This window comes from Roseateles sp. P5_E4 (genome assembly GCF_054049255.1).
Map to the genome: position 1 here is coordinate 105,854 of NZ_JBFUMS010000009.1, position 22,593 is coordinate 128,446.

Here is a 22,593-nt window from a genome sequence, read left to right on the forward strand (position 1 = left end):
AGGCTCAGGCCAGTTCTTCCTTGCGGATGCGGACGATGGGAGCGAGCACGGTCGGCAGGCCCTGCATCTTGGCCAGGGCTTCGTTCATGCGGCCTTCCACCGTGTCGTGGGTCAGGATGATGAGGTCGGTCTGGCGCTCGCCTTCGCCCGACTCGCGCTGCAGCACGGCATCGATGGAGATGTCGTGCTCGGCCAGGATGGTGGTGATGCGCGACAGCACGCCGGGCTGGTCGGCCACCACGAGGCGCAGATAGAAGGCGGTGTGCACGTCGGCCATCTCGAGGATGGGTGTGTCGCTCATCGCGTCGGGCTGGAAGGCCAGGTGCGGCACGCGGTGGTCGGGATCGGCCGTGTGCAGCCGGGTCACGTCCACCAGGTCGGCGACGACGGCCGACGCGGTCGGCTCGGCGCCCGCGCCCTTGCCGTAGTACAGCGTCGTGCCGACGGCATCGGCCTGCACGACGACGGCATTCATCGCGCCTTCGACATTGGCAATCAGGCGGCTGGACGGAATCAGCGTGGGATGCACGCGCAGTTCGATGCCGCTGGTCCCGGCAGGGACCCCATTTCCATCCATGCGGCGGCGCGTGATGCCCAAGAGCTTGATGCGGTAGCCGAGCTGCTCGGCGTACTTGATGTCGGTGGCCTGCAGGCTGCTGATGCCCTCGACGTGGGCCTTGTCGAACTGCACCGGCACGCCGAAGGCGATGGCGCTCATCAGGGTCAGCTTGTGGGCGGCGTCCACGCCTTCGATGTCGAAGGTCGGGTCGCTCTCGGCATAGCCCAGGCGTTGCGCTTCCTTCAGCACGGTGGCGAAGTCCAGGCCCTTGCCGCGCATCTCCGACAGGATGAAGTTGGTGGTGCCGTTGATGATGCCGGCGATCCACTCGATGCGGTTGGCCGTCAGGCCTTCGCGCAGCGCCTTGATGATGGGGATGCCGCCAGCCACGGCTGCCTCGAAGGCGACAACGACGCCCTTCTCGCGGGCGGCCTCGAAGATCTCCGTGCCATGCAGGGCCAGCAGGGCCTTGTTGGCTGTGACGACATGCTTGCCGTTGGCAATCGCCTGCAGCACGAGGCTGCGGGCCGGCTCGATGCCGCCGATCAGCTCGACGACGATGTCGATGGCCGGGTTGTTGACGAGCTGCTGCGCGTCGCCGACGCAGGGCACGCCGTCACCGACGATGGCCTGATAGGCCTTGGCGCGCTCGGCGTTGCGGGCGGACACCATCGCGATCTCGATGCCCCGGCCGGCGCGGCCGCGAATCTCGGCCTGGTTGCGCTGCAAGACGTGGAAGGTGCCGGCACCGACGGTGCCGAGGCCGATCAGGCCAACTTGAATCGCTTTCATCGCAGGGCTCTCAGGACAGGAAATCAGGAAGTGTGGCGGCGGCGGTAGCCGGCCAGGAAACGGTCGATGCGGCCAATGGCCTCACGCAGATCATCCACATTGGGCAAAAAGACGAGGCGGAAGTGGTCATGCTCGGGCCAATTGAAACCGGTGCCCTGGACGATCAGCACCTTCTCCTCGGCGAGCAGCTCGTAGGCGAACTGCTGGTCGTCGGCTATTGGATAGACCTTGGGGTCCAGCCTCGGGAACATGTAGAGGGCCGCTTTGGGCTTGACGACGCTGACGCCCGGGATCTGCGTCAGCAGCTCATAGGCCAGGTCGCGCTGGTGGCACAGGCGCCCGGTCGGCGCGACCAGGTCCTTGATGCTTTGGTAGCCGCCCAGGGCCGTCTGGATCGCCAATTGACCCGGCGTGTTGGAGCACAGGCGGAGGGACGCCAGCATGTTCAGGCCCTCGATGTAGTCGCGGGCATGGCGCTTCTCGCCGCTGACGATCAGCCAGCCGGCACGGTAGCCGCAGGCACGGTAGTTCTTGGACAGGCCGTTGAAGGTGATGAAGAGCACGTCGTCGGCCAGGGACGCCATGCTGGTGTGCGTGTTGCCGTCGTAAAGCGTCTTGTCGTAGATCTCGTCGGCAAAGATGACGAGTTGGTACTTGCGGGCCAGTTCAATGATGCCCAGCAGCAGGTCGTCCGGATACAGCGCGCCGGTCGGATTGTTCGGGTTGCAGACCATGATGCCGCGGGTGCGCGGGCTGATCTTGGCCTCGATGTCGGCCAGGTCGGGCAGCCAGCCGGCGCCCTCGTCACAGCGGTAGTGCACCGGCCTGCCGCCCGACAAGCCGACGACGGCGGTGTAGAGCGGGAAATCGGGCGCCGGGATCAGGATCTCGTCACCATCGTTGACCAGGGCGTTGATCGCCATCTGGATCAGCTCGGAGGCGCCGTTGCCCAGGTAGACATCGTCCACCGTCACACCCTTGACGCCCTGCTGCTGCGTGTAGTGCACCACCGCCTTGCGCGGCGCGAACAGGCCCTTGCTGTCGGTGTAGCCGCCGGCGTCGCCGAGGTTGCGGATCATGTCCTGCACGATCTCGTCCGGCGGCGTCAGGCCGAACACCGCCGTGTTGCCGATGTTCAGCTTGATGATCTTCTGGCCCTCTTCCTCCATCTGGCGCGCCTTGTCCAGCACGGGGCCGCGGATGTCATAGCTGACGCTGGCGAGCTTGCTGGACTTGGCGATGGGCTTCAAAAGGGGCTCCGGCGCAGCAATGCTGCAGTGCAAGAAGGTGCAAAAAGGGGGATCTTGGAGTTTAAGCAAGGCCCGGGCATGCGGCCTGCCGTTCTGCGCGACACTCGCGCCCGGCTTTTCGCACCTTTTCCCGATGAAGTTCCAGCTTGACGAGCCGCAAGGCGGCAACAGCATTTCGCGCCATGACGCCCAGGGCGTCTGGGTCAACGGCCGGCCGCACACGGCGAGTGTCCTGGTCCCCTGGAAAGGCGACGTGGCCGCCTGGGCGCCTTCGCGCTTCGAGGAACTTCAGCCTGCACATTTCGAAGCGATCAAGGCCTTGAACCCCGAACTGGTCGTCTTCGGCAGCGGCGCCCGGTTGCGTTTCCCGAGCCCGGCCCTGTGGCGTGGACTGGTTGAAGCGCGCATCGGCTTCGAAGTCATGGACAACGCAGCCGCTTGCCGCACTTACAACGTGCTTGCCAGTGAAGGCCGCAACGTTCTGGCAGCATTGCTCATTGAGGGATGACCTCCGCCGGTCGGGAGACCGGGGAGGCTTTATAATCACGGGCTATTGCTTGCGGGCGCCCGCGTAGATTGTTTTTGTGAAAGGCTTCACAGAGCGATCACGAACCGGGGACCCCGTGAGCACAACTCCTGCTGCACCCCCCAATGACGCCTGCGCTCAACAAACCCCTGCCGGAAATTGAGGCTCAAGCCACCGGCGGCGTGAAGTTCACTGCCAATGCCTTCCTGGGCAAGTCGGTCGTGCTGTATTTCTACCCGAAGGACAACACGCCCGGTTGTACCACCGAGGCGATGCAATTCCGCGACCGCCACAAGGACTTCGTGAAGGCCGGCGCGGTGGTGCTCGGTGTTTCGCGCGACAACATGGCTTCGCACGAGAAGTTCAAGCAGGCCCTGGAGCTGCCCTTCGAGCTGATCGCCGACACGGAAGAAAAGCTCTGCCACATGTTCGGCGTGGTCAAGAACAAGATCATGTACGGCAAGAAGGTCAAGGGCATCGAGCGCTCGACCTTCCTGATCGCCCCGAACGGCATCCTGGTGGGCGAATGGCGCGGCATCAAGGTCGCCGGCCACGTCGACGAGGTGCTGAAGGCCGTGAAGGGCCTCAAGAAGGAAGCCGCCTAAGCCGCACAAGGCGCCACATGACGCGCGAAAAACGCGTTGTTTGCTGACATCGCGGGCCCCCGCGGTATGTGCATAATCAGCTCATGCCCCGGGTCGAATCCTTGTCACAGACTGCAAAGCCGCACTCATCCTGTGCGGCTTTTTGCTTTCTGGAGCCTGGATCGCGTGGGGTTCACTTGTCGCCCATCCGCCGTAAATGCCACTGCCTAAGCCTCCTGCACAACGCGCCAGCCGCCTCGATGCCTCTGCTTATTCGGCCACTCTGACCCCCAGCAAACCTCGCGCGACGCCTCCCGTCGTCGTCGCGCCCGCCGCCGCTCCGGTCGCGGTGCCGACAGCCGAAGTGCTGCGGCTTCCCACCCCCACCTCCAGCCCCGCTGCCGCCAGGCCGGGACTGCCCATAAAAACAGCCAGCAAGGCGCCGGCCAGAGCCGCCGCGCCCAAACGCACGCGAAAACCCGCCGGCGCCGCCAAGCTCTTCGTGCTCGACACCAATGTGCTGATGCACGACCCGATGTCGCTGTTCCGCTTCGAGGAGCACGACGTCTTCCTGCCCATGATCACGCTCGAGGAGCTGGACGGCCACAAGAAGGGCATGACCGAGGTCGCCCGCAACGTGCGCCAGGTCAGCCGCGAACTGGACCAGCTCGCCGCCAGCCTGAAGACCAGCGGCATCGAGGAGATGGCCAAGGGCCTGGCCCTGGCCGGCACGGGCCACCGCGAAGCCGAAGGCAAGCTCTTCTTCCAGACCGAGCTGATCGATGCGCCGCTGCCGCAAGGCCTGCCCCAGGGCAAGGCGGACAACCAGATCCTGGGCGTCGTCCAGGCGCTGAAAGGCCTGCACCCCGGCCGCGAAGTGGTGCTGGTGTCCAAGGACATCAACATGCGCATCAAGGCCCGCGCCCTGGGCCTGCCGGCGGAGGACTACCGCAACGACAAGACGCTGGAAGACTCCGACCTGCTCTACACCGGCGTCCAGGCGCTGCCCTCGGATTTCTGGGACCGCCATGGCAAGACCATGGAGAGCTGGCAGCAGGGCGGCACGACCTACTACCGCATCAGCGGCCCGCTCGTGCCCACGCTGCTGATCAACGAGCTGGTCTACCTGGAGGCGCCCGGCGAGACGCCCCTGTACGCCAAGGTCACCGAGATCACCGGCAAGACGGCCGTGCTGCGCACGCTGAAGGACTACGGCAATCAGAAGCACGCCGTCTGGGGCGTGACGTCGCGCAACCGCGAGCAGAACTTCGCGCTGAACCTGCTGATGGACCCGGAATGCGACTTCATCACGCTGACCGGCACCGCCGGCACCGGCAAGACGCTGATGACGCTGGCCGCCGCGCTCGCCCAGGTTTTCGATGACCGCCGCTACAGCGAGATCATCGTCACCCGCGTGACCGTGCCCGTGGGCGAGGACATCGGCTTCCTGCCGGGCACCGAGGAAGAAAAGATGGGCCCCTGGATGGGCGCCCTGGACGACAACCTCGAGGTGCTGGCCAAGGGTGGCTCCACCGCCGGCGAATGGGGCCGTGCCGCCACCAATGACCTGGTGCGCAGCAAGATCAAGATCAAAAGCCTGAACTTCATGCGTGGGCGCACCTTCTTGAACAAGTTCGTCATCATCGACGAGGCCCAGAACCTGACGCCCAAACAGATGAAGACCTTGATCACGCGCGCCGGACCGGGCACCAAAATCGTCTGCCTGGGCAACCTGGCGCAGATCGACACGCCCTACCTGACCGAAGGCAGCTCAGGCCTGACGTTTGCGGTCGACCGCTTCAAGGGCTGGGCCCACAGCGGCCACGTGACGCTGGCCCGCGGCGAGCGCTCGCGGTTGGCGGATTTCGCTTCCGAAGTTCTTTGAACCGATGCGGCCCCTTCGTGGGGCCGTTTCTTTCCCATCAAATGGTTGCGATACCATTTCGCATCCACTGTCTGGCATTCCCATGATCTACCGCTCCCTCGGCCGCACTGGCTGGAACATCTCTGCCATCGGCTTCGGCGCCTGGGCCATCGGCGGCACCTGGGGCCATACGGACGACAGCGCCGCGATGGCGGCCCTGCATCGGGCGCTGGACCGCGGTGTGAACTTCTTCGACACCGCCGACGTCTACGGCGATGGCCACAGCGAGCGCCTGCTGGCCCGCCTCAAGCGCGAGCGCCCCGGTGAAGCCTTCTACATCGCCACCAAGGCCGGCCGGCGCCTGAACCCGCACATCGCCGAGGGCTACCGCGATCTGCGGCCCTTCATCGAGCGCAGCCTGAAGAACCTCGGGACCGACAGCCTGGACCTGCTGCAGCTGCACTGCCCGCCCAGCGCCGTCTACGCCATGCCCGAGGTCTTCGCCGCACTGGACGACCTGGTGCGCGAAGGCAAGCTACGCCACTACGGCGTCAGCGTCGAGCGTATCGACGAGGCCCTGGCCGCGCTGAAGTTTCCCGGCGTGCAGTCGGTGCAGATCATCTACAACCTGTTCCGCCAGCGGCCCGCCGAAGCCTTCCTGCCTGCGGCCCAGGCGGCGCAGGTTGGCGTGCTGGCGCGGCTGCCACTGTCCAGCGGCATGCTGAGCGGCAAGTTCACGCGCGACAGCCGCTTCGGTGCAGACGACCACCGTGGCTTCAACCGCCAGGGCGAGGCCTTCGACAAGGGCGAGACCTTCTCGGGCGTCGACTATGAACAGGGCCTGGCCGCCGTCGAAGAGCTGCGTGCGCTGCTGCCGCCTGGCATCAGCATGGCCCGCCTCGCGTTGCGATGGATCCTGATGAACGAAGCCATCACGACCGCCATCCCCGGCGGCCGCACGCCCGCGCAGGTGGATGAGAACGTCAGCGCCGCCGACCTCGATGCCCTGCCTGCGCCGCTGATGCAGTCGCTGGCCGACCTCTACCAGCGCCGCATTGCACCGCAGGTGCACGGCCTGTGGTGAGCCGCCTTCACGTCACATGAAAAAAAGCGGCCCGAGGGCCGCTGCTTCGTTTTCCCTGCGAGAGATCAGACACGGCGACGGCGACCTGCCGCCAAGCCTGCCAGTGCGATGCCCACCAGGGCCATCGACGCCGGCTCGGGCACATTGACGGTGATGTCGGTGGTCGCAAGGGTGGCGCCGGCCGCATCGGTGACGAAGAGGCGGAAGTCCGTCGAGCTGGCCGCATACGGGTTGAAGTTGAAGCCCGGTGTCGTCAGGAAGGACATCTCCAGGTTCCACGACTCGCCCAAAAACGTCGGCAGGCCCGCGGTCAGCAGGTCGATGTCGGTGTAGCTGACGGCGGCGCTGCTGTCGGTGTCGATGCCCAGCCAGATCTTGCAGCCCTGGCAGCCCCGAATGTCGTAGGCGAAGTCGAAGCTCCAGTTCGCGTAGTTCTTGCCGTCTGGCAGGTAGACGCCACCTTGCGCCTGGAAGTTACGCACGCCGTCATTGGCCAGGAAGGCGCTGTTCTTGTACGCATGGGCGCCGATGGCGACCTTCACACCGCTGGCCTCCACAGCGGCGAACTGCACGGTCTCCAGGCCGCTGCTGCCCGCAGGCGGCCAACCATCCGCCGCCGTCAACATCGTCAAGGCGGCATGCGCCGAGAGCGGGGCCAGGCCGGCGAAAGCCGCCGTGGCAAGCATCTTCTTGATCATCTGTTTGTCTCCAGTGTGGGCAATGTTTTGCAGGCCCTGTTGACGCAACGACACGCTTTGGGGCGACGCACAATCCCTAGCGCATCAACCATGCCAACGCCTCACCGCTTGTAGGACGGTCCAGTAGGACGAGTACCGCAGGCAACCTTGAAATGCCCCCACGGTTGAAGGTGGAAATTCCCTCGACATGCGGCAAACCCTAGGGTTAGGCCATTGCGCTGAAATGACCCGTCAGGAGATTGCCACCCAATGCCGATCAGATATCCGGTTAACGATCAGTCGCCGCGCTGAACGGCTTTCGAGAATCGTTTCACGCCGGCATCCTGGGCCGTCGCCTGGCGTCCAGCATTGATCAGCCTGTCGATCTGCTCCGCGGGCAGCTTGAGCCGCGTCGGAATCGCGTTCAGTGCCTGCTCCTCGGTCTCGGGCAAATCAGCAAAGCTGATCTGGGTGACGCTGAACTTGATGTCCTCGCAATGCCATTCCGGGTTCAGCGCCCGCAGCGCGGCCTTGCGTTCGTCGCTGAGACTGCAGCGATAGGTCACCAGGTCGCGCTCCCAGTTGCGCACCATGGGCACAAAGCTCGCATAGCTCATGCGCATGGTGCTCTCGATGGCCGTGTCGACGGCGCCGGATGCGATCTCCATGCCCGAGGGGCCGGCCACCTCGCGGGCCCAGTCCGCGCTCGGGCCCTGGCCAGCATCGACGACGATGAAAAGCAGGCGGCGCATCGTCGCCGCGTCCTGCTCGGGGATGGGGCCATAGGGCGTGTTCAGCAGCACGCGGCTTTGCAGGATGGCCACCAGGCCGAGGTTGTCGGTCAGTCCACCGTCGACGAGCTTCAGATAGCGGCCCGCCTTGGGGTCGGCGTTGTCGCGGAACAACCGCGCTAGCGCCAGCCGCAGCCGGTACTGGTCGTCGCGCTCGTCCCGGCGCACCGCCAGGCCCGGCGGCATTTGCACCTGGCAGGCATCGGGAAAGCGCTCCAGCACCACAGGCGCGAAGAGCAGCGGCACCGCCATCGACGCCGCCACCGCCTCGGAGACCGGATAACTCGCCAGGTCACTGCACAGCGCATCGAAGGCACGCTCATGGAAGGGAAAGGCCAGCCGGTACTGCACATTGCTGGCGCTGATCCACACCACGGGCCGCGAGCGCTTGAACATGTCGGCGAATGTCGCGCCCTTGAAGACATCGTTCTCCAGCCAGTCGTTGAAGTCGCTGCGATCGTTCAGGCCACCGGCAAACAGACGCCGCAGGTTGTTGGGGTTGAGCAGGCTGAAGCGCAGGTTGGCTTCGCCGTCGCGCAGCAGCACCTTGTCGCGGAACTCACGCAGGCCCTCGGCGCCGTGCAGGCCGAAGTAGGCCGACGTCAGCGAGCCACCCGACACGCTGGTGATGAAGCTGACCTCATCCAGCAGCGTGCGCCCTGGCGTCGACGCCTGCTCGCGCAGTCCCTCCAGCACGCCGTAGGAAAACGCCGCCGCACGCAGGCCACCACCCGAGAAACTCAGCGCGACGACGGTATCGGCATCCAGCGGCATGGGTGCGCGCTGCACGGTCTGCACGGCCACCGGCTTGTTGCGCGGCGGGTTCATCGGGGCACTGGCGCAGGCGGCCAGCAGCAGGCAGGTGCAAAGCAGCAGCAGGGCGCGCATGGAGCGTCTTTCCATCAAGGTCGGGGCATTCTGCCGATGCTGCCAGACCCTGTCTTTATTCCCAGTGACAATCCAGGCCATGCAACAGCCCGACCGCTGGATCGCCCACCTCGACATGGACGCCTTCTATGCGTCCGTCGAGCTGCTGCGCTATCCGCAGCTCAAGGGCCAGGCGGTCGTCATCGGTGGCCGGCGGGCGGATGCGCCGCAGCAGCTGGAAGACGGCAGCTGGCGCTACTCCAAACTGCGCGACTACACCGGCCGCGGCGTCGTCACGACGTCCACCTACGCCGCGCGGGACCTCGGCGTGTTCTCGGCCATGGGCCTGATGAAAGCCGCCCTGCGCGCGCCCGACGCCATCCTGCTGCCGGCCGACTTCGACAGCTACCGCAAGTACTCGCGCCTCTTCAAGGCCGCCGTCGCCGAAGTCGCACCGGTCATCGAGGACCGTGGCATCGACGAGATCTACATCGACCTGAGCGACGTGCCTGGCGTGCGCGACGCCGTCGGCCACGACCCGCTGGGCGGCGTGAAGGCGGTGGCCCGCGAGATCAAAAACTCGGTGGGCCGCGCCACCGGCCTGACCTGCTCCATCGGCGTCACACCCAACAAGCTGCTCTCAAAAATAGCCAGTGAGCTGGACAAGCCCGACGGCATCAGCGTGCTGACGCTGGACGACATCCCCACACGCGTCTGGCCCCTGGGCGTGCGCAAGATCAACGGCATCGGCCCCAAGGCGGGCGAGAAGCTCGTCAAGCTCGGCCTGGAAACTGTCGGCGACATCGCCGCCGCCGACCCGGCCTGGCTGGTCGAGCAGTTCGGCGAAAGCTACGGCCAGTGGCTGCACGCCGCCTCGCATGGTCGCGATTCGCGGCCCGTCGTCACGCACAGTGAGCCCGTGTCCATCAGCCGCGAGACCACCTTCGAGCGCGACCTGAGCGCCGTGCACGACCGTGCCCTGCTCGGCGGCATCATGGACGAGCTGTGCGAGAGCCTGTCGCGCGATCTGGCCCGCAAGCACTACGCTGGCAAGACGGTGGGCATCAAGCTGCGCTTCGAGGGCTTCGTCACTGTCACGCGCGACCAGACGTTGAAGGCCGCCATCACCAGCGCCGCCGACATCCGCCATGCCGTGGGCTTGTGCCTCAAGCGCGTCACGTTCGACAAGCGCCTGCGGCTGATGGGCGTGCGCATCGGCAACCTCGTGCATGCAAGCGAGGTGCCGCCCCCGGCGCCAGCGCGAGCAGAGCCTCTGCCCACGCTCGACAACCTGAGCTTGTTTTGAGCGACTGGAGCTACAGCGTCTCGGTACGCAGCCTGTGCGAGTTCACTGCCAAGCGCGGCAGCCTGGACCGCCGCTTCACGCCCTCGGCCACGGCGCTGGAGGGCCAGGCCGGCCAGATGGCCGTGCTGGCGCGCCGTTCGCCGGGCTACGAGACCGAGCTGCCGCTGGAGGCCGTCCACGGCAACCTGCGCGTACGCGGCCGGGCCGACGGCTACGAGGCCGACGTGAACCGGCTGGAGGAGATCAAGACCATCCGCGGCCCCGTCGAGGCCATTCCCGACAACCGCCGCGCCCTGCACTGGGCCCAGCTGCAAACCTATGGCGCGCTGATTGCCGCCGACCGCGGCCTGACCGAGCTGGAGCTGGCCCTCGTCTACGTCGATGCCGACACGCAAAACGAGACCGTGCTGCGCGAGAAGGTGACGGCCAGCGAGCTGCAAGCCGCCTTCGAGTTGCGCTGCCGGCAGTTCGAGGCCTGGGCACGACAGGAGGCGGAGCACCGCAAAGCACGCGACGCCGACCTGAGCGCCCTGCCCTTCCCCAAGGGCGAACTGCGCCCCGGTCAGCGCCTGCTCGCCGAGGCCGTCTACCGCGTGGCCGCCAACGGCCGCTGCCTCCTGGCCCAGGCACCCACCGGCATCGGCAAGACCCTGGGCACGCTGTACCCGCTGCTGCGCGCCATGCCGCTTCAGCAGCTCGACAAGATCGGCTACATGACCTGCAAGGGCACCGGCCGCATCACCGCGCTGGAGGCCCTGCATGCGCTGCGAGAACACACGCCGACGAAATCGCTGCGCGTGCTGACGCTGGTGGCCAAGGAGCAGGCCTGCGAGCACCCCACCAAGGCCTGCCATGGCGACGCCTGCCCGCTGGCCAACGGCTTCTACGACAAGCTGCCCGCCGCCCGCGCCGAGGCCGTGCAGACGGCCTGGCTGGACCCCGCCGCCCAGCGCCGCATCGCACTGCAGCATGACGTCTGCCCCTACTACCTCGGCCAGGAGCTGCTGCGCTGGGCCGACGTCGTCGTCGGCGACGTACACCACGCCTTCGACCCCTATGGCCAGCTCTACGGCCTCTCCCAGGCTCAGGGCTGGAAGCTCGCCCTGCTGGTGGACGAGGCCCACAACCTCGTCGACCGCACGCGCGACATGTACAGCGTCAGCCTCAGCCTGGCGCGCGTGCGCGAGGTCATTGCCGAAGCGCCGGCCAGCCTGCGCCCGCCGCTGCGCCGGCTGGCCAAGGAACTGGCCACGCTGAGCCGCCGCCAGCAAGGCGACTACCAGGCGCTGGACACGGTGCCCGACGCCCTCGCCGAGGCCCTGCAACGCGTCAACGTCGCCCTGGGCGACCACGTACAGAACCACCCGCTCGACGTCGGGGCCATGCTGCAGTTCTATTTCGAGGTGCTGGGCCTGCAGCGCCTGCTGGACCGTTTCGATGCCCATTCGATTTGCGACCTGCAGCGCAGCGCCGCTCCGGGGGACCCCAAGCCGGCGCTGGACGCGCCACGGAACCTCTCGCTGCTGGAAGACGACGACGAGGACGATCCCAACGACGGTCGCGACGTGCTGCTGTCGGTGCGCAACGTCGTGCCAGGGCACTTCCTGAAGGAGCGCTTCGAGGGGCTCAGCAGCGTCACGCTGTTCTCGGCCACGCTCGGGCCGCCCAACTACCAACGCCAGCTGCTTGGCATGCCCGAGGACACCGCCTGGATCGACGTGCCCGCGCCCTTCCCGCCCGAGCACCTGACCGTGCAGGTCGCCCATCGCCTATCCACGCGCTACGAGCATCGCAATGCATCGCTGGACGCGCTGGTGGACCTGCTCGCCCAGCAGTTCACCGACCACCCCGGCAACTATCTCGCCTTCTTCAGCAGCTTCGACTACCTCGACAAGGCCTCGGCGCGGCTGGCACAGCGGCACCCACGGGTCACGCAGTGGAACCAGTCGCGCGCCATGGGCGACGCGGCACGGCGCGCCTTTCTGGACCGCTTCGTGGAGGGCGGCCGCGGCATCGGCTTCGCCGTGCTGGGCGGCGCCTTCGCCGAGGGCGTGGACCTGCCCGGCACGCGGCTGATCGGCGCCTTCATCGCCACCCTCGGCCTGCCGCCGGTGTCACCGCTGCAGGACCAGGTGCGCGAGCGCCTGGACACCCTGTTCGGCGCCGACCACGGCTATGCCGACCTTGTGCCCGGCATGCAGAAAGTCGTGCAGGCCGCCGGCCGCGTGCTGCGCTCCGTGGACGACCGCGGCTGGGTGTGGCTGCTGGACAAGCGCTATGCCCGACCCGAAGTGCGGGCCTTGTTGCCGGGCTGGTGGCAGCTGTAGCGGCAGCCTGGTCAGATTGCGCGATCAAAGGAGAACTCATGTTTGACCACGTCAAGTTCGGCGTCAGCGACTTCGCCGCGAGCAAGGCCTTCTATCTCAAGGCGCTGGCGCCGCTCGGCGTCACGGCGGGTGCGGAAGGCGAGCCGAGCTACGGCATCGAGCTCGTCATCGAGGGCCAGGTGACCAGCCTGTGCCTGTTCGAGACCCACGAGAAGCCGGCCCATCTGCACCTCGCCTTCATGGCGCAGACACGCCAGCAGGTCGATGCGTTCTACCGCGCGGCGCTGGACGCCGGCGCCGCCGACAACGGCGCGCCGGGCCTGCGTCCGAAGTACCACGCGAACTACTACGCCGCCTTCGTCATCGACCCGGACGGCCACAACATCGAAGCGGTCTGCCACGCTCCCAAGGCCTGATATCGCCGTCTTTGTGTAGGGATGTTGCGAGCCGGCTCTCGCGGGCTGCACCCGGTAACCGGCGCCAGGCCAGGGCGTGCCACGCTGCGGGCCTATGAGCCACTTCCTTGCGCCGCCACCCTCACCCACCCGCGCGAGAGCGTCCCGCCTGGCGCCTCTCGCCGTGGCGACCCTGGTTTCGCTGGCCGGCTGCGGCGGTGGCGGCTCCGACTCAGCCACCACCACGCCGACAACGCCCCCTGCTCCTGCTCCTGCTCCTGCGCCGGCGCCGGCCCCGGCGCCAGCACCACCGATCGCCGGAACGCGCATCACCTGCGATCTCGCCAACTTCCAGGACGACATGCTGGCGGCCGTCAACGCCCGGCGCCGCAGCGGCGCCACCTGTGGCGCGCAGGGCGCCTTCGGCCCGGCACCTGATCTGACCTGGAACGCCGCGCTGACCCAGGCCGCCGTGGCGCACAGCGACGACATGGTCACGCACAACTTCTTCAGCCACACCGGCAGCGACGGCAGCACCCTCGGCACCCGCGCGACCGCCGCCGGCTATGTTTGGAGCAGCCTGGGCGAGAACATCGCCGCCGGCCAGTCCAGCGTGGCCGAGGTGGTGGACGGCTGGATGAAGAGCGATGGTCATTGCGCCAACCTGATGAACGCGACCTTCCGCGACATCGGCGTGGCCTGCGTGGCGGGCAACGCCAGCACCACCTACCGCAGCTACTGGACGCAGGACTTCGGCACGCCGCGATAGGTTCCGGACTCGCGGGGCCGGATCGTTGAGTCGGTCAACCAACAACGAAAAAAGCCACGAAGGCGAGTCATTGCGACTCGCCTTCGTGGCTCGTTGACCGAACCGAGGGGTCAGGCCTTCTTTGCCTTGGCGCGACGGGCAGCGTATGCGCCCAGCAGGGCGAGGCCGACCAGGGCCGCCGCGTCGGGCTCGGGCAACTGATTGCCGGCGGCGCCGATCTGGAAGGTGATGAACTCACCGGTCTGCGCGTCGGTCACGGTGTAGGTGCCGGCAAACATCTGCAGGGAGGCGAACGAGGCGTTGTGGAAAGTCCAGGCTTGATCGGGCGACCAGAACGTGCCTTCCAGGTCTTCGCGCTCGATACCGATGCCCGGAAGCTGGGTGCTGACGGGGCGAACGTAGGTGGTGAAGCCCTTGTGACCAGCGTCGACCGTCGTGTTGAAGCTGGATTGGGCCCAGGGACCGCTCGCAGCGGACCAGGCCGAGAAAGCGGTGCCGGCGTGGAAACCGAAGGACATGTTCACGCCGCCGACGGCCGTGCCGCCAATGATGTCGTGGTTGCCGTTCTCCTCGATACCGGTGCCGCCCCAGCCAGACACGCCCTGCTGAAGCACCAGCTTGCTGGTGTCAATGGTGCCGGAGGAGTTCATCACCACGTTGGCGCCGGATTCGGTGAACGTGAAGACGATGCCCGCGTTGGCCAGGCTGCAAAGGGAAGCCGTCAGGATTGCAGCTGCGAAAGAAGCCAACTTCATGGCGGATCTCCTCAAGAAATTTCAATGATCCCCACAATGCAACGGCCGTGCCAGGCCGCAGTATTTCTTAAAAATCAATAGCTTAGCGAGCTCATATCCCTAGTTTGATCTAGGGGTGTAAATTTCTTTGACATTCAAAAACCCTCAACTTGAGGGGGTGCGACAGTGCTTTTTCTTTCGCTCGCTGAATCCAAACGCCACGGCCGGGCGCTCCAAGGAAGCACCATCCACCCGTTTCCCTGGAGCCCGCCCATGTTCTTCGACCGCTTTCAGGAAATCAGCCCGCTGATGATCCCGATCCTGTCGCTGCTGATTCCCATCGTCGCCATCGTGGCCCACTACCTGGGCAAGGCTCACACCGAGCGCCAGCGCCACGAGACCATCCGCGAGTTGGCCCGCGCCGGCCAGCCCATCCCGCCCGAGCTGCTGGGCGACGTGCAGGACAGCGACTGGCACCGCGCCAAGCGCGACCAGGCCAACCCCAACCGCATCCTCGTGCCTGCGGTCATCAACATCGGCGTCGGCCTGGGCCTGATGGGCATGTTCAACGCCATGATGCCGGGCGCCTGGCTCTGGAGCATCGGCCTGATTCCGCTGTTCCTGGGGCTGGGCCTGGCGGTGTACTGGGCCGTTGAACGCAAGCAGCAACCGCCCCAGCCGTGACCTCCGGCGTTCCCGCCGCGCCGACCGAAGCGGTCCTGCAAGAGGATCGCCTGGTTGCCCGTGCCGCCGCCGGTGACCGCGCGGCCTTCGCCGCCCTCGTGCAGGCCCACCAGGGCTATCTGCGCAAGCTGCTCGGCCGCGTCTGCCGCGGCGACCAAGGCCGTGCCGACGACCTGGCCCAGGAAGCCTTCGTGCGTGCCTGGCGCGCCCTGCCCAAGTTCCGCGGCGAGGCGCGCTTTCGCACCTGGCTCACGCGGCTGGCCTATTCCGCGCTGTCGGCCGAACGGCCGGCTTTGCCTTTGGTGGACGACGCACCGCCGGAGCTGGGCGCACACAGCGACTTCGCCCCCGGCGCCGACTGGCGCATCGACCTCGACCGCGCCATGGCCGATCTCAGCGAGCCCCAGCGCCACGCGCTCCTGCTCTGCTACGGCGCCGACCTCAGCCACGCCGAAGCGGCGCTGGTGCTGGGCTGGCCGCTCGGCACGGTCAAGACACAAGTGCTGCGCGCAAAGGCCAAGCTGCGCGCGCAACTGCAAGCATGGGAGCCCACGCCATGACGATTTCCACGAACCACGACAACGACGCTTCTTTTGATGACGTGCTGCGGGAGCAGATGCAGAACGGCACCGAGCCCGATGACGCTGGCTTCAGCCTGCGGGTGATGGCGGCGCTGGCGCCCAAAGGAGTTTCATCGCAGCAGCGCCGCTGGGCGCGTTGGGTCAGGCGGGCGCAATGGGTGGCGATCAGCATCGCGGCCTGCGGTGCCGCTGCGTTGCTTGCTGATGGGAACCGGCCGCTCGATACGCCGCATGTGCTGGCGGCCGTATCGCTGATAGGGCTGCTGATCTTCTGGGCGATCCCCAGCCGTTGGAGCCGGGGCTGACGCACTACGGCCACTGAGGGTGGCTGACGAAACCGTCGCGCCATGCCAAGAGCCTATGGCTACACTGGCGACGTCGAAAAAGGCAGGGTCGGTTTTTCGGTAAGCCCGACCCCTCTCTGACGAGAGCTCTGCTCCATGCATTGCATGAGAACCCACGACGAACCTCAGCGCCTTTCGCGCTGCGGGCTCGTCTGTGTGGCAAAGCGGGTGCCGACGGTGCTTCGCGTTGTGATCCGGTCGAGTCCATTTGACTCAAAGGACAAATCAATGCAACTCAACCACCTCGATCTCTCAGTGCCTGATGTGACCGCAGCCACCGCCTTTTTCGAGGCCGCCTTCGGCTTCACGTTGCGCCAGATCAAAGGCAACGACGGCATGGCGATCCTCGATGGTGAAGGCGGCTTCGTGCTCGTCCTCACCCGGGCGAAAGATGCCACCGAGCCGATGTATCCGAAGACCTTTCACATCGGTTTTCTGCTCGCTTCCGAGCAGGCCGTCATGAGCGCGCACGCACGGATGCTGGATGCAGGCATCGAACTCGCGCAGCCTCCGCGCGTGATGCGCGGCAGCCTGATGTTCTATTGCCACGCGCCCGGCGGGATCCTGGTGGAGGTGAGCCATCGGACGGTGGGCTGAGGCGTGGGTTCGAGTGCGCTTGCAGGCAGATCACCCCGCTCACGTCGCGCTCTTGAACTTGTCCCGCTGCGACAGGCAATAGACCAGCGGCACAGCCACCCCCGCCAGGACTGAGGCGGAACCCGCGGCGACTGCCACGGGGATCGGAGCGAAGGCCCACAGCGCCACATAGACAAGCCCGCTGATCGTGATGGACCAGCCCCCAAGCCGGTTGACCTTGCGGGCCAGTTCGCTCGGGAAGAAGCGCTTGGGCATGCGGTTGCCATACCAGGCAATCATGAGCCCGTTCATGGCGATGACCACCCGGGTGACGTTTTCGCCGTCCGCATAGCCCAGCTTGCGCGCCCAGGTCATGCCCAACGCCACGGCGACGATGCCGCCGCCCCAAGCAAGGCCTGCAATCAGATCAGCTTTCATCGCGCAATCTCCTTCTTGGGTTCCGGCGCGTCGGCGCTCGGGCTGAACGAATGGACGAAGCCCAGCAACGCTTCTTCGAGCACGGACAGCTTCAGGTGATACAGGACGGACTTGCCCGCCTTCTCGGCGTGTACGAGGTCGGCCTCCTTCAGCACGGTGAAGTGCGCCGACATCGTGGGCTTGGAGACATGGAACTGGTCACTCAGCTCACCGGCGCTCAAGGGGCCCTGCCTCAGGAGCTGCAGCACCTGGCGACGGGTGGGGTCGGAAAGGGCTTTGAAGACCTTGTTCATGGCTTGATGATTAGCTAATCATCGAAACGTGTCAAGGGCGCCCCGCACCGCCGACTGGTGCATCAACGCCCCACGGCGAGGCACGCGATCTCAGCCGCGAAGGCTTGAAGGAGGACTGCCAGAAAGCGGCAGACCGAGCGACGCCCGGTACACCACATGCAGAACCTGCGCAGAGGCAGGCGCGCCGCAAACTGGCACGCTTGATGCTGGCGTACCGATTGGTATACCAGCATGTGCACCATGAACAAGCGAAGCCTTCTGACCCTTGGAGACTGGCACCAGGCCTATCTGTACGGCGCGCCGCCCCGTGAGTTGCCGGGCGCGCTTGCCGGCCTCATCGGCCCGCACGACCTGGCCATGCTCGGCGAAGGCTGGCGGGCCTGCATGGCCGAACCGCATCCCGCCTGAAGCCTCACCCCTTCTTGCCTCCCCCTCTCAATCACCCAAGGAGCCGACCATGACCGATTCGTTCAAACCCCAGCGCCGCACCTTGCTGGGCGCGGCCGCCGCCGTGGCCACGCTGGGAGCGCCCGCGCTGGTGCGCGCGCAAACGCCCAAGATCCGCATCGGCTACTGGCCGGTGGCGGCCGGGCTGCCGTTCTATGCAGCGGTGGAGAAGGGTTACTTCAAGGAAGCGGGGCTGGACGTCGAGGCGCTCAAGTTCGCCGGCGCCCAGCAGGTGATGGAGGCCATGCTGGCAGGCCGCTGCGACGGCAGCTCCAACGGCACCGGCTCGGGCAACCTGGGCGTGGGCGAGATTGCTTCGCCCGGCCTCTTCAAGATCATCGCCACCAACCCGAGCAACCAGAAGTACGTGCTCGACCAGTTCCTCGTGCCCAAGGACAGCCCCGTCAAGACGCTGGCCGAGCTGAAGGGCAAGCGCGTGGCCAGCGGCCCCGGCATCCAGAACAAGACGCTGGCAATGGCCGTGCTGGAACGCGCCGGCGCGCCGGGCACGACGGTGACGGAGCTGCCCATCGGCCAGCATGTGGCCGCGCTAGCGGCCGGCCAGGTGGATGCCGTCTACACGCTGGAGCCCACGGGCACAGTGGGCCGGCTCAATGGCACGACGCGCGTGCTGGAGGCCGGCGTCATCGCCAAGTACATCCTCGGCGACCCGCTGGCGCCCTGGCACGGCGGCTCGGCCACGCTGACGACCGAGTTCATCAAGAAGCACCCGGCCGAGACGAAGAAATACATCGCCGCCTATGCCCGCGGCATCGACCTCGTGCGCAAGGACCCAGCCCAGGCGCGCAACTTCCTGAAGGGCTACACGGCCATCGAAGGCCCGCTCACCGGCGAGGTGCCGCTGGCCTCCTACATGCTCTACAACGAGTTCACACCGAGCGACGTGGCGGCCTTCCAGAAGTTCTTCGACCTGTTCACCGAGAAGGGCGTGTTCGAGAAGAAGCTCGACGTCACGACCCTTATCTACAAGGCCTGAAGCCATGGAACAAGCTCCTGCCGCCACGCCGCCCTGGCAGAAAGCCGACGGCCAACCCGCCGTGCGCCTGCCGCGTTTCAACGTCGCCAAGCTGCTGCCCTTCATCGGCCCACTGCTGCTGTTCATCATCTGGGATCTGGTCGTGCGCCTCGGCCTGATCCGGCCCATCCTGCTGCCGCCGCCGCTGGCCACACTGCAGACGCTCGTCGTCGGCCTGGCCGGCGGGCCGCTGCTGCTGGACTTCGCCACCACGGTGTGGCGCACGGTGCAGGCCTTTTTGATCGCCGCCGTCATCGGCGTGCCGCTGGGCGTGCTGCTGGGCAGCAACGAGCGCGCCTACCGCAGCGTCGAGTTCCTGATCGACTTCTTCCGCTCGACGCCGTCGTCGGCGCTGATCCCGCTGTTCCTGCTGATCTTCGGCGTGTCGGACATCAACAAGATCGCCATCGCCGCCTTCGGCGCGCTGCTGATCGTGGTGTTCAACAGCGCCTACGGTGTCATCAACGCGCGCAAGCAGCGCGTCATGGCGGCCAAGGTGATGGGCGCGTCGCGCTGGCAGATCTTCAAGGACGTGCTGGTGTGGGAAAGCCTGCAGCCCAGCTTCGTGGGCCTGCGCTCTGCCGTGTCGATGGCGCTGGTGATCGTCGTCGTGGCCGAGATGTTCATCGGCTCGGACAACGGCCTGGGCCACCGCATCATCGACGCGCAGCAAGTGCTGAACGTGAAGACCATGTACGCCGCCATCCTGGCCGCGGGCATCCTGGGCTATGTGCTCAACATTCTGTTCCTGGTGCTGGAACGCAAGATCGTCCATTGGAGTGGGAGGTAAGCATGAACGCAGTCCTGAACGCGCCCGTCGTCGCCGACATCCCGGTGCGCGCCTTCCAGCCCGGTCCCGCCGGCACCCACATCACCATCCGCGGGCTGACGAAATACTTCGCCGGCTGGCCGCTGTACGAGGACTTCAACCTCGACATCCCCAAGCACAAGATCGTCTCCGTATTCGGCCCCAACGGCTGCGGCAAGAGCACGCTGATCAACATGATCGCGGGGCTCATCCCCATCGACTCGGGCCAGATCCTGTTCGACGGCAAGAGCCTCAAGGACACCAAGATCGGCTACGTGTTCCAGAACTACCGCGAGGCGATGTTCCCGTGGATGCGCACCATCGACAACATCGCCTACCCGCTGAAGATGGAAGGCCGCAGCAAGGCCGCGGTGGACCGCCGCATGGCCGAGCTGGTGGAGAGCTTCGACGTCAAGTTCGACCTGAACCGCTACCCGTATGAGCTATCGGGCGGCCAGCAGCAGACGGCGTCCATCATGCGGGCGCTGGCGCCCGGCCCCGAGGTGCTGTTCCTCGACGAGCCCTTCTCGGCGCTGGACTTCGAGATGACGCTGTTCATCCGCGAGAAGCTGCAGGAAGTCTTTATGCAGACGGGCACGACCATGATGCTGGTCTCGCACGACCTGGAGGAGGCTGTGTACCTTGCCGACGAGGTGCTGCTGCTGACCAAGCGGCCCACCCGGGTGGCCGAGATCCTGAAGTACGAGGACCCGCGGCCGCGCACGGTGGCCACTTTGTCGGAGCCGAGCTTCATCACGGCCAAGAAGCAGAGCCTGGAGATCTTCCAGCGCGAGGTGCGGCGTTGAACATGCTCGCTGAGCAGAAGAGCTTGCTCACCGCGCCCGCTGGCTAAGATCGCCGGCATGCGGGCCATCGTCGACTCTTCTGCCAGCGCCCCGCGTGCCGGCCGTCCCAATCTGGCCGAGCAGGTCTACGCCCGGCTCAAGGCCGAGCTGAACGACTTCCAGCTCGTACCGGGCGACCGCTTCTCGGAGGCGGAACTGGGCCAGCGCCTGGGCGTCAGCCGCACGCCGGTGCGGGAAGCGCTTTTCAAGTTGCGTAACGAGGGCTTTCTCGACGTCGAGGCCAAGTCGGGATGGTCCGTGCGGCCGATCGATTTCGGCAGGTTGGAGCAGCTCTACGACCTGCGCGTCGTCCTGGAGCTGGCCGCCGTGGCGCGGCTGTGCACGCACACCGGCACGCCGCCGCCGGAGCTGGAATCGTTGAAGGACATCTGGCTGGTCCCCGCCGCCGAGCGGCTGAGTGATGCCCGCGAGGTGGGCATGCTGGACGAGGCCTTCCACGCCACGCTGGTACGCGCCGCCGGCAATGCCGAGATGGCCCGTGTGCACTGGGACGTGACGGAGCAGATCCGCATCATTCGCCACCTGGATTTCACGCGCGGCCACCGCATCGAGGCGACCTACGCTGAGCACGCCAAGATCCTGCGCGCAGTCATGCAGCGCAAGGTCGAGCAGGCCCAGTTGCTGCTGCGCAGCCATGTCGAACAGAGCAAGGCCGAGGTGCGCAAGATCACGCTGGCGACGCTGCACGAGGCGCGGGAGCGGTCCAAGAGCGCGTAGTGCGGGACAGCACGTGATCAAGACCCACCGCAAAGGGTCAGCCAAGATACCGAAGAGCCCACCCAAGTTGCCCGCCGCGGCGTACTATCGTCGCAGACGACCTGCCCGCAAGCCGGGTCCGGTCGGGTCACCTGGGCAGGTGATGCTAGGCCTGCTCTGACGTGCGAGTGCCCGGCTTCTAGCCAGAGGTGCATCATGTTCAAGCACATCCTGCTTCCGACCGATGGGTCTCGGTTCTCCGAGCAAGCGGTCTTTCATGGCGTCGAGTTGGCAAGGCTTTCCGGCGCGCGGGTGACGGCGTTCTACGCCACGCCTGCCTTCCATGTGCTGACCTATCGAGCGTCTGAGTTGGAGGGTTCGCGCGATCAGTTCGCGACAGACGTGCGGGCCCACGCGGACCTTTACCTCAAGTTTGTCAGCGGCGTGGCGAACGAAGCGAAGGTGCCCTGCGAGACCTTGATGGAACAGAACGACCATCCCCATGACGCCATCTGCAGTGTCGCCAAGCGCCTGCAGTGCGACCTGATCGTGATGGCTTCGCATGGCCGCAAGGGCTTGACCGGGCTGCTGCTCGGTAGCGAGACCCAGCGCGTGCTTGCACACACCGAAGTGCCCGTTCTGGTGTGGCGCGCCCAATCCAGCTGAGCGTTTCGCTGGCGCCCAATGCGCGAGTCACGCGGTGCACGCTCTCGGCCCGGACCTACTCGGCCAGGCCGAGGCTCAGCCGCAGCTTCTTCGGCAGCTTGGCAGCCACCAGCTCATGCGAGCGCTTCACCAGTGCCTTGAGTTCCGACAAGGGCAGCGCCTTCGCATCCTCCACCGCCACCCAGTGATACCGCGCCGCGTAAGGTGCGGGCGCGATGCCGGGCACACCGGTCAGCTCCAGGAAGCGGTGCTCGTCGACCTTGAAGCTGCAATGCGTCCACTTGCCGGGGTGTGGCCCGCCGACGAAGAACATCTTGCCGCCGACGCTGGCCACCCAGTCGGCGCCCCATTTGATGTCCTGCGTGGCGCCAGGCAGTTCCATGGCGTATTTGGCGAGGGCTGAAAAGCTCATGGTGTCGGGCGGAGTTCGCGTTGTGGTGGCGGCCGGCGCAGGGTGGCCGGCCCGCCGCTGAAGCCTTGAAATTCTCGCCGAGCGCCTCGGTTTGCGGCAATTTGCAGCATTACTGCACGCCGCGCAGCCCTGCCCTGCTGCCCGGCCCACCAACAATTCAGGGATACGCCTTGCCGGGCGCCTGAGCACCGCTCGGGCCGCCCAAACCAGGTCGCAATATC

General features: G+C 66.3%; 26 protein-coding genes. 18 read left to right on the forward strand and 8 right to left on the reverse strand.

Going from position 1 to position 22,593, the window contains the following annotated elements:
* Positions 1-4: 4 nt before the first annotated feature.
* Together ACXJLH_RS18230 and ACXJLH_RS18235 are read right to left on the reverse strand one after the other, a co-directional pair.
* Entirely contained in the window at positions 5-1,351 is a 1,347-nt protein-coding gene (locus ACXJLH_RS18230; protein ID WP_457391533.1) for a homoserine dehydrogenase, read from the reverse strand.
* A 23-nt stretch (positions 1,352-1,374) separates the two neighbouring features.
* Entirely contained in the window at positions 1,375-2,601 is a 1,227-nt protein-coding gene (locus tag ACXJLH_RS18235; protein ID WP_457445657.1) for a pyridoxal phosphate-dependent aminotransferase, read from the reverse strand.
* Between the two features lie 19 nt (positions 2,602-2,620).
* Between ACXJLH_RS18235 and ACXJLH_RS18240 the strand changes: the two genes are divergently transcribed.
* From ACXJLH_RS18240 to ACXJLH_RS18255, 4 genes are all read left to right on the forward strand, one after another.
* On the forward strand, positions 2,621-3,109 hold the full coding sequence (locus ACXJLH_RS18240; protein WP_235531919.1) for an Mth938-like domain-containing protein: 489 nt from the start codon (positions 2,621-2,623) through the stop codon (positions 3,107-3,109).
* Positions 3,110-3,252: 143 nt separating this feature from the next.
* Positions 3,253-3,732: a peroxiredoxin gene (locus ACXJLH_RS18245; protein WP_056195593.1), complete on the forward strand. Its 480-nt coding sequence runs from the start codon at positions 3,253-3,255 to the stop codon at positions 3,730-3,732.
* 196 nt (positions 3,733-3,928) lie between these two features.
* A complete protein-coding gene (locus ACXJLH_RS18250) occupies positions 3,929-5,596 on the forward strand; it encodes a PhoH family protein (RefSeq protein WP_056195591.1) in 1,668 nt (555 codons plus the stop codon).
* Positions 5,597-5,678: 82 nt separating this feature from the next.
* Positions 5,679-6,659: an aldo/keto reductase gene (locus tag ACXJLH_RS18255; RefSeq protein ID WP_457445658.1), complete on the forward strand. Its 981-nt coding sequence runs from the start codon at positions 5,679-5,681 to the stop codon at positions 6,657-6,659.
* A gap of 65 nt (positions 6,660-6,724) precedes the next feature.
* Here the strand turns inward: ACXJLH_RS18255 and ACXJLH_RS18260 are convergent, their stop codons facing one another.
* Together ACXJLH_RS18260 and ACXJLH_RS18265 are read right to left on the reverse strand one after the other, a co-directional pair.
* The gene (locus ACXJLH_RS18260; protein WP_457445659.1) at positions 6,725-7,357 is read right to left on the reverse strand and encodes a PEP-CTERM sorting domain-containing protein; all 633 of its coding nucleotides are present in this window, start codon (positions 7,355-7,357) and stop codon (positions 6,725-6,727) included.
* Positions 7,358-7,632: 275 nt separating this feature from the next.
* On the reverse strand, positions 7,633-9,015 hold the full coding sequence (locus tag ACXJLH_RS18265) for a patatin-like phospholipase family protein (protein ID WP_457445660.1): 1,383 nt from the start codon (positions 9,013-9,015) through the stop codon (positions 7,633-7,635).
* A gap of 79 nt (positions 9,016-9,094) precedes the next feature.
* On the opposite strand from ACXJLH_RS18265, the gene ACXJLH_RS18270 reads away from it, so the two are divergent.
* The 4 genes from ACXJLH_RS18270 to ACXJLH_RS18285 all read left to right on the forward strand — a co-directional run bounded on the left by ACXJLH_RS18270 (position 9,095) and on the right by ACXJLH_RS18285 (position 13,791).
* Positions 9,095-10,300, forward strand: coding sequence for a DNA polymerase Y family protein (locus ACXJLH_RS18270; protein WP_457356403.1), 1,206 nt, complete (start codon positions 9,095-9,097; stop codon positions 10,298-10,300).
* A complete protein-coding gene (locus ACXJLH_RS18275) occupies positions 10,297-12,627 on the forward strand; it encodes an ATP-dependent DNA helicase (protein WP_457445661.1) in 2,331 nt (776 codons plus the stop codon). Before ACXJLH_RS18270 ends, ACXJLH_RS18275 begins: the two co-directional genes overlap by 4 nt.
* 38 nt (positions 12,628-12,665) lie before the next feature.
* A complete protein-coding gene (locus tag ACXJLH_RS18280; RefSeq protein ID WP_457394463.1) occupies positions 12,666-13,043 on the forward strand; it encodes a VOC family protein in 378 nt (125 codons plus the stop codon).
* Between the two features lie 163 nt (positions 13,044-13,206).
* Complete coding sequence (locus ACXJLH_RS18285) at positions 13,207-13,791, forward strand: CAP domain-containing protein (RefSeq protein ID WP_457445662.1); 585 nt, start codon at positions 13,207-13,209, stop codon at positions 13,789-13,791.
* A gap of 110 nt (positions 13,792-13,901) precedes the next feature.
* Here the strand turns inward: ACXJLH_RS18285 and ACXJLH_RS18290 are convergent, their stop codons facing one another.
* The gene (locus tag ACXJLH_RS18290; RefSeq protein ID WP_457445663.1) at positions 13,902-14,546 is read right to left on the reverse strand and encodes a hypothetical protein; all 645 of its coding nucleotides are present in this window, start codon (positions 14,544-14,546) and stop codon (positions 13,902-13,904) included.
* A gap of 252 nt (positions 14,547-14,798) precedes the next feature.
* On the opposite strand from ACXJLH_RS18290, the gene ACXJLH_RS18295 reads away from it, so the two are divergent.
* The 4 genes from ACXJLH_RS18295 (at position 14,799) to ACXJLH_RS18310 (ending at position 16,731) form a co-directional block, all read left to right on the forward strand.
* Complete coding sequence (locus ACXJLH_RS18295) at positions 14,799-15,209, forward strand: DUF6249 domain-containing protein (protein WP_457394472.1); 411 nt, start codon at positions 14,799-14,801, stop codon at positions 15,207-15,209.
* Positions 15,206-15,769 carry an RNA polymerase sigma factor gene (locus tag ACXJLH_RS18300; RefSeq protein ID WP_457324890.1) on the forward strand — a complete coding sequence of 188 codons (564 nt, stop codon included), beginning with the start codon at positions 15,206-15,208 and terminating at the stop codon, positions 15,767-15,769. The genes ACXJLH_RS18295 and ACXJLH_RS18300 overlap by 4 nt, the downstream gene beginning before the upstream one ends.
* Positions 15,766-16,095, forward strand: coding sequence for a hypothetical protein (locus ACXJLH_RS18305; RefSeq protein ID WP_056195565.1), 330 nt, complete (start codon positions 15,766-15,768; stop codon positions 16,093-16,095). Before ACXJLH_RS18300 ends, ACXJLH_RS18305 begins: the two co-directional genes overlap by 4 nt.
* A gap of 267 nt (positions 16,096-16,362) precedes the next feature.
* Positions 16,363-16,731, forward strand: a complete 369-nt coding sequence (locus tag ACXJLH_RS18310; RefSeq protein ID WP_457356399.1) for a VOC family protein — start codon at positions 16,363-16,365, stop codon at positions 16,729-16,731.
* 39 nt (positions 16,732-16,770) lie between these two features.
* On the opposite strand, the gene ACXJLH_RS18315 is transcribed toward ACXJLH_RS18310, so the two are convergent.
* On the reverse strand, positions 16,771-17,148 hold the full coding sequence (locus tag ACXJLH_RS18315) for a hypothetical protein (protein ID WP_457356398.1): 378 nt from the start codon (positions 17,146-17,148) through the stop codon (positions 16,771-16,773).
* Positions 17,145-17,441, reverse strand: coding sequence for an autorepressor SdpR family transcription factor (locus ACXJLH_RS18320; protein WP_056195558.1), 297 nt, complete (start codon positions 17,439-17,441; stop codon positions 17,145-17,147). Before ACXJLH_RS18320 ends, ACXJLH_RS18315 begins: the two co-directional genes overlap by 4 nt.
* A gap of 240 nt (positions 17,442-17,681) precedes the next feature.
* On the opposite strand from ACXJLH_RS18320, the gene ACXJLH_RS18325 reads away from it, so the two are divergent.
* From ACXJLH_RS18325 to ACXJLH_RS18350, 6 genes are all read left to right on the forward strand, one after another.
* Complete coding sequence (locus ACXJLH_RS18325) at positions 17,682-17,849, forward strand: hypothetical protein (protein WP_457324894.1); 168 nt, start codon at positions 17,682-17,684, stop codon at positions 17,847-17,849.
* 49 nt (positions 17,850-17,898) lie between these two features.
* The gene (locus ACXJLH_RS18330; protein ID WP_457324895.1) at positions 17,899-18,885 is read left to right on the forward strand and encodes an ABC transporter substrate-binding protein; all 987 of its coding nucleotides are present in this window, start codon (positions 17,899-17,901) and stop codon (positions 18,883-18,885) included.
* A gap of 4 nt (positions 18,886-18,889) precedes the next feature.
* Entirely contained in the window at positions 18,890-19,714 is an 825-nt protein-coding gene (locus ACXJLH_RS18335; RefSeq protein WP_457324896.1) for an ABC transporter permease, read from the forward strand.
* 2 nt (positions 19,715-19,716) lie between these two features.
* Complete coding sequence (locus ACXJLH_RS18340) at positions 19,717-20,538, forward strand: ABC transporter ATP-binding protein (RefSeq protein ID WP_457445664.1); 822 nt, start codon at positions 19,717-19,719, stop codon at positions 20,536-20,538.
* A gap of 57 nt (positions 20,539-20,595) precedes the next feature.
* Positions 20,596-21,315 carry a GntR family transcriptional regulator gene (locus tag ACXJLH_RS18345; protein WP_457326532.1) on the forward strand — a complete coding sequence of 240 codons (720 nt, stop codon included), beginning with the start codon at positions 20,596-20,598 and terminating at the stop codon, positions 21,313-21,315.
* A 195-nt stretch (positions 21,316-21,510) separates the two neighbouring features.
* Complete coding sequence (locus ACXJLH_RS18350; RefSeq protein ID WP_056195544.1) at positions 21,511-21,960, forward strand: universal stress protein; 450 nt, start codon at positions 21,511-21,513, stop codon at positions 21,958-21,960.
* A 55-nt stretch (positions 21,961-22,015) separates the two neighbouring features.
* Here the strand turns inward: ACXJLH_RS18350 and ACXJLH_RS18355 are convergent, their stop codons facing one another.
* The gene (locus tag ACXJLH_RS18355; RefSeq protein ID WP_457445665.1) at positions 22,016-22,372 is read right to left on the reverse strand and encodes an MmcQ/YjbR family DNA-binding protein; all 357 of its coding nucleotides are present in this window, start codon (positions 22,370-22,372) and stop codon (positions 22,016-22,018) included.
* Between the last annotated feature and the right edge of the window lie 221 nt (positions 22,373-22,593).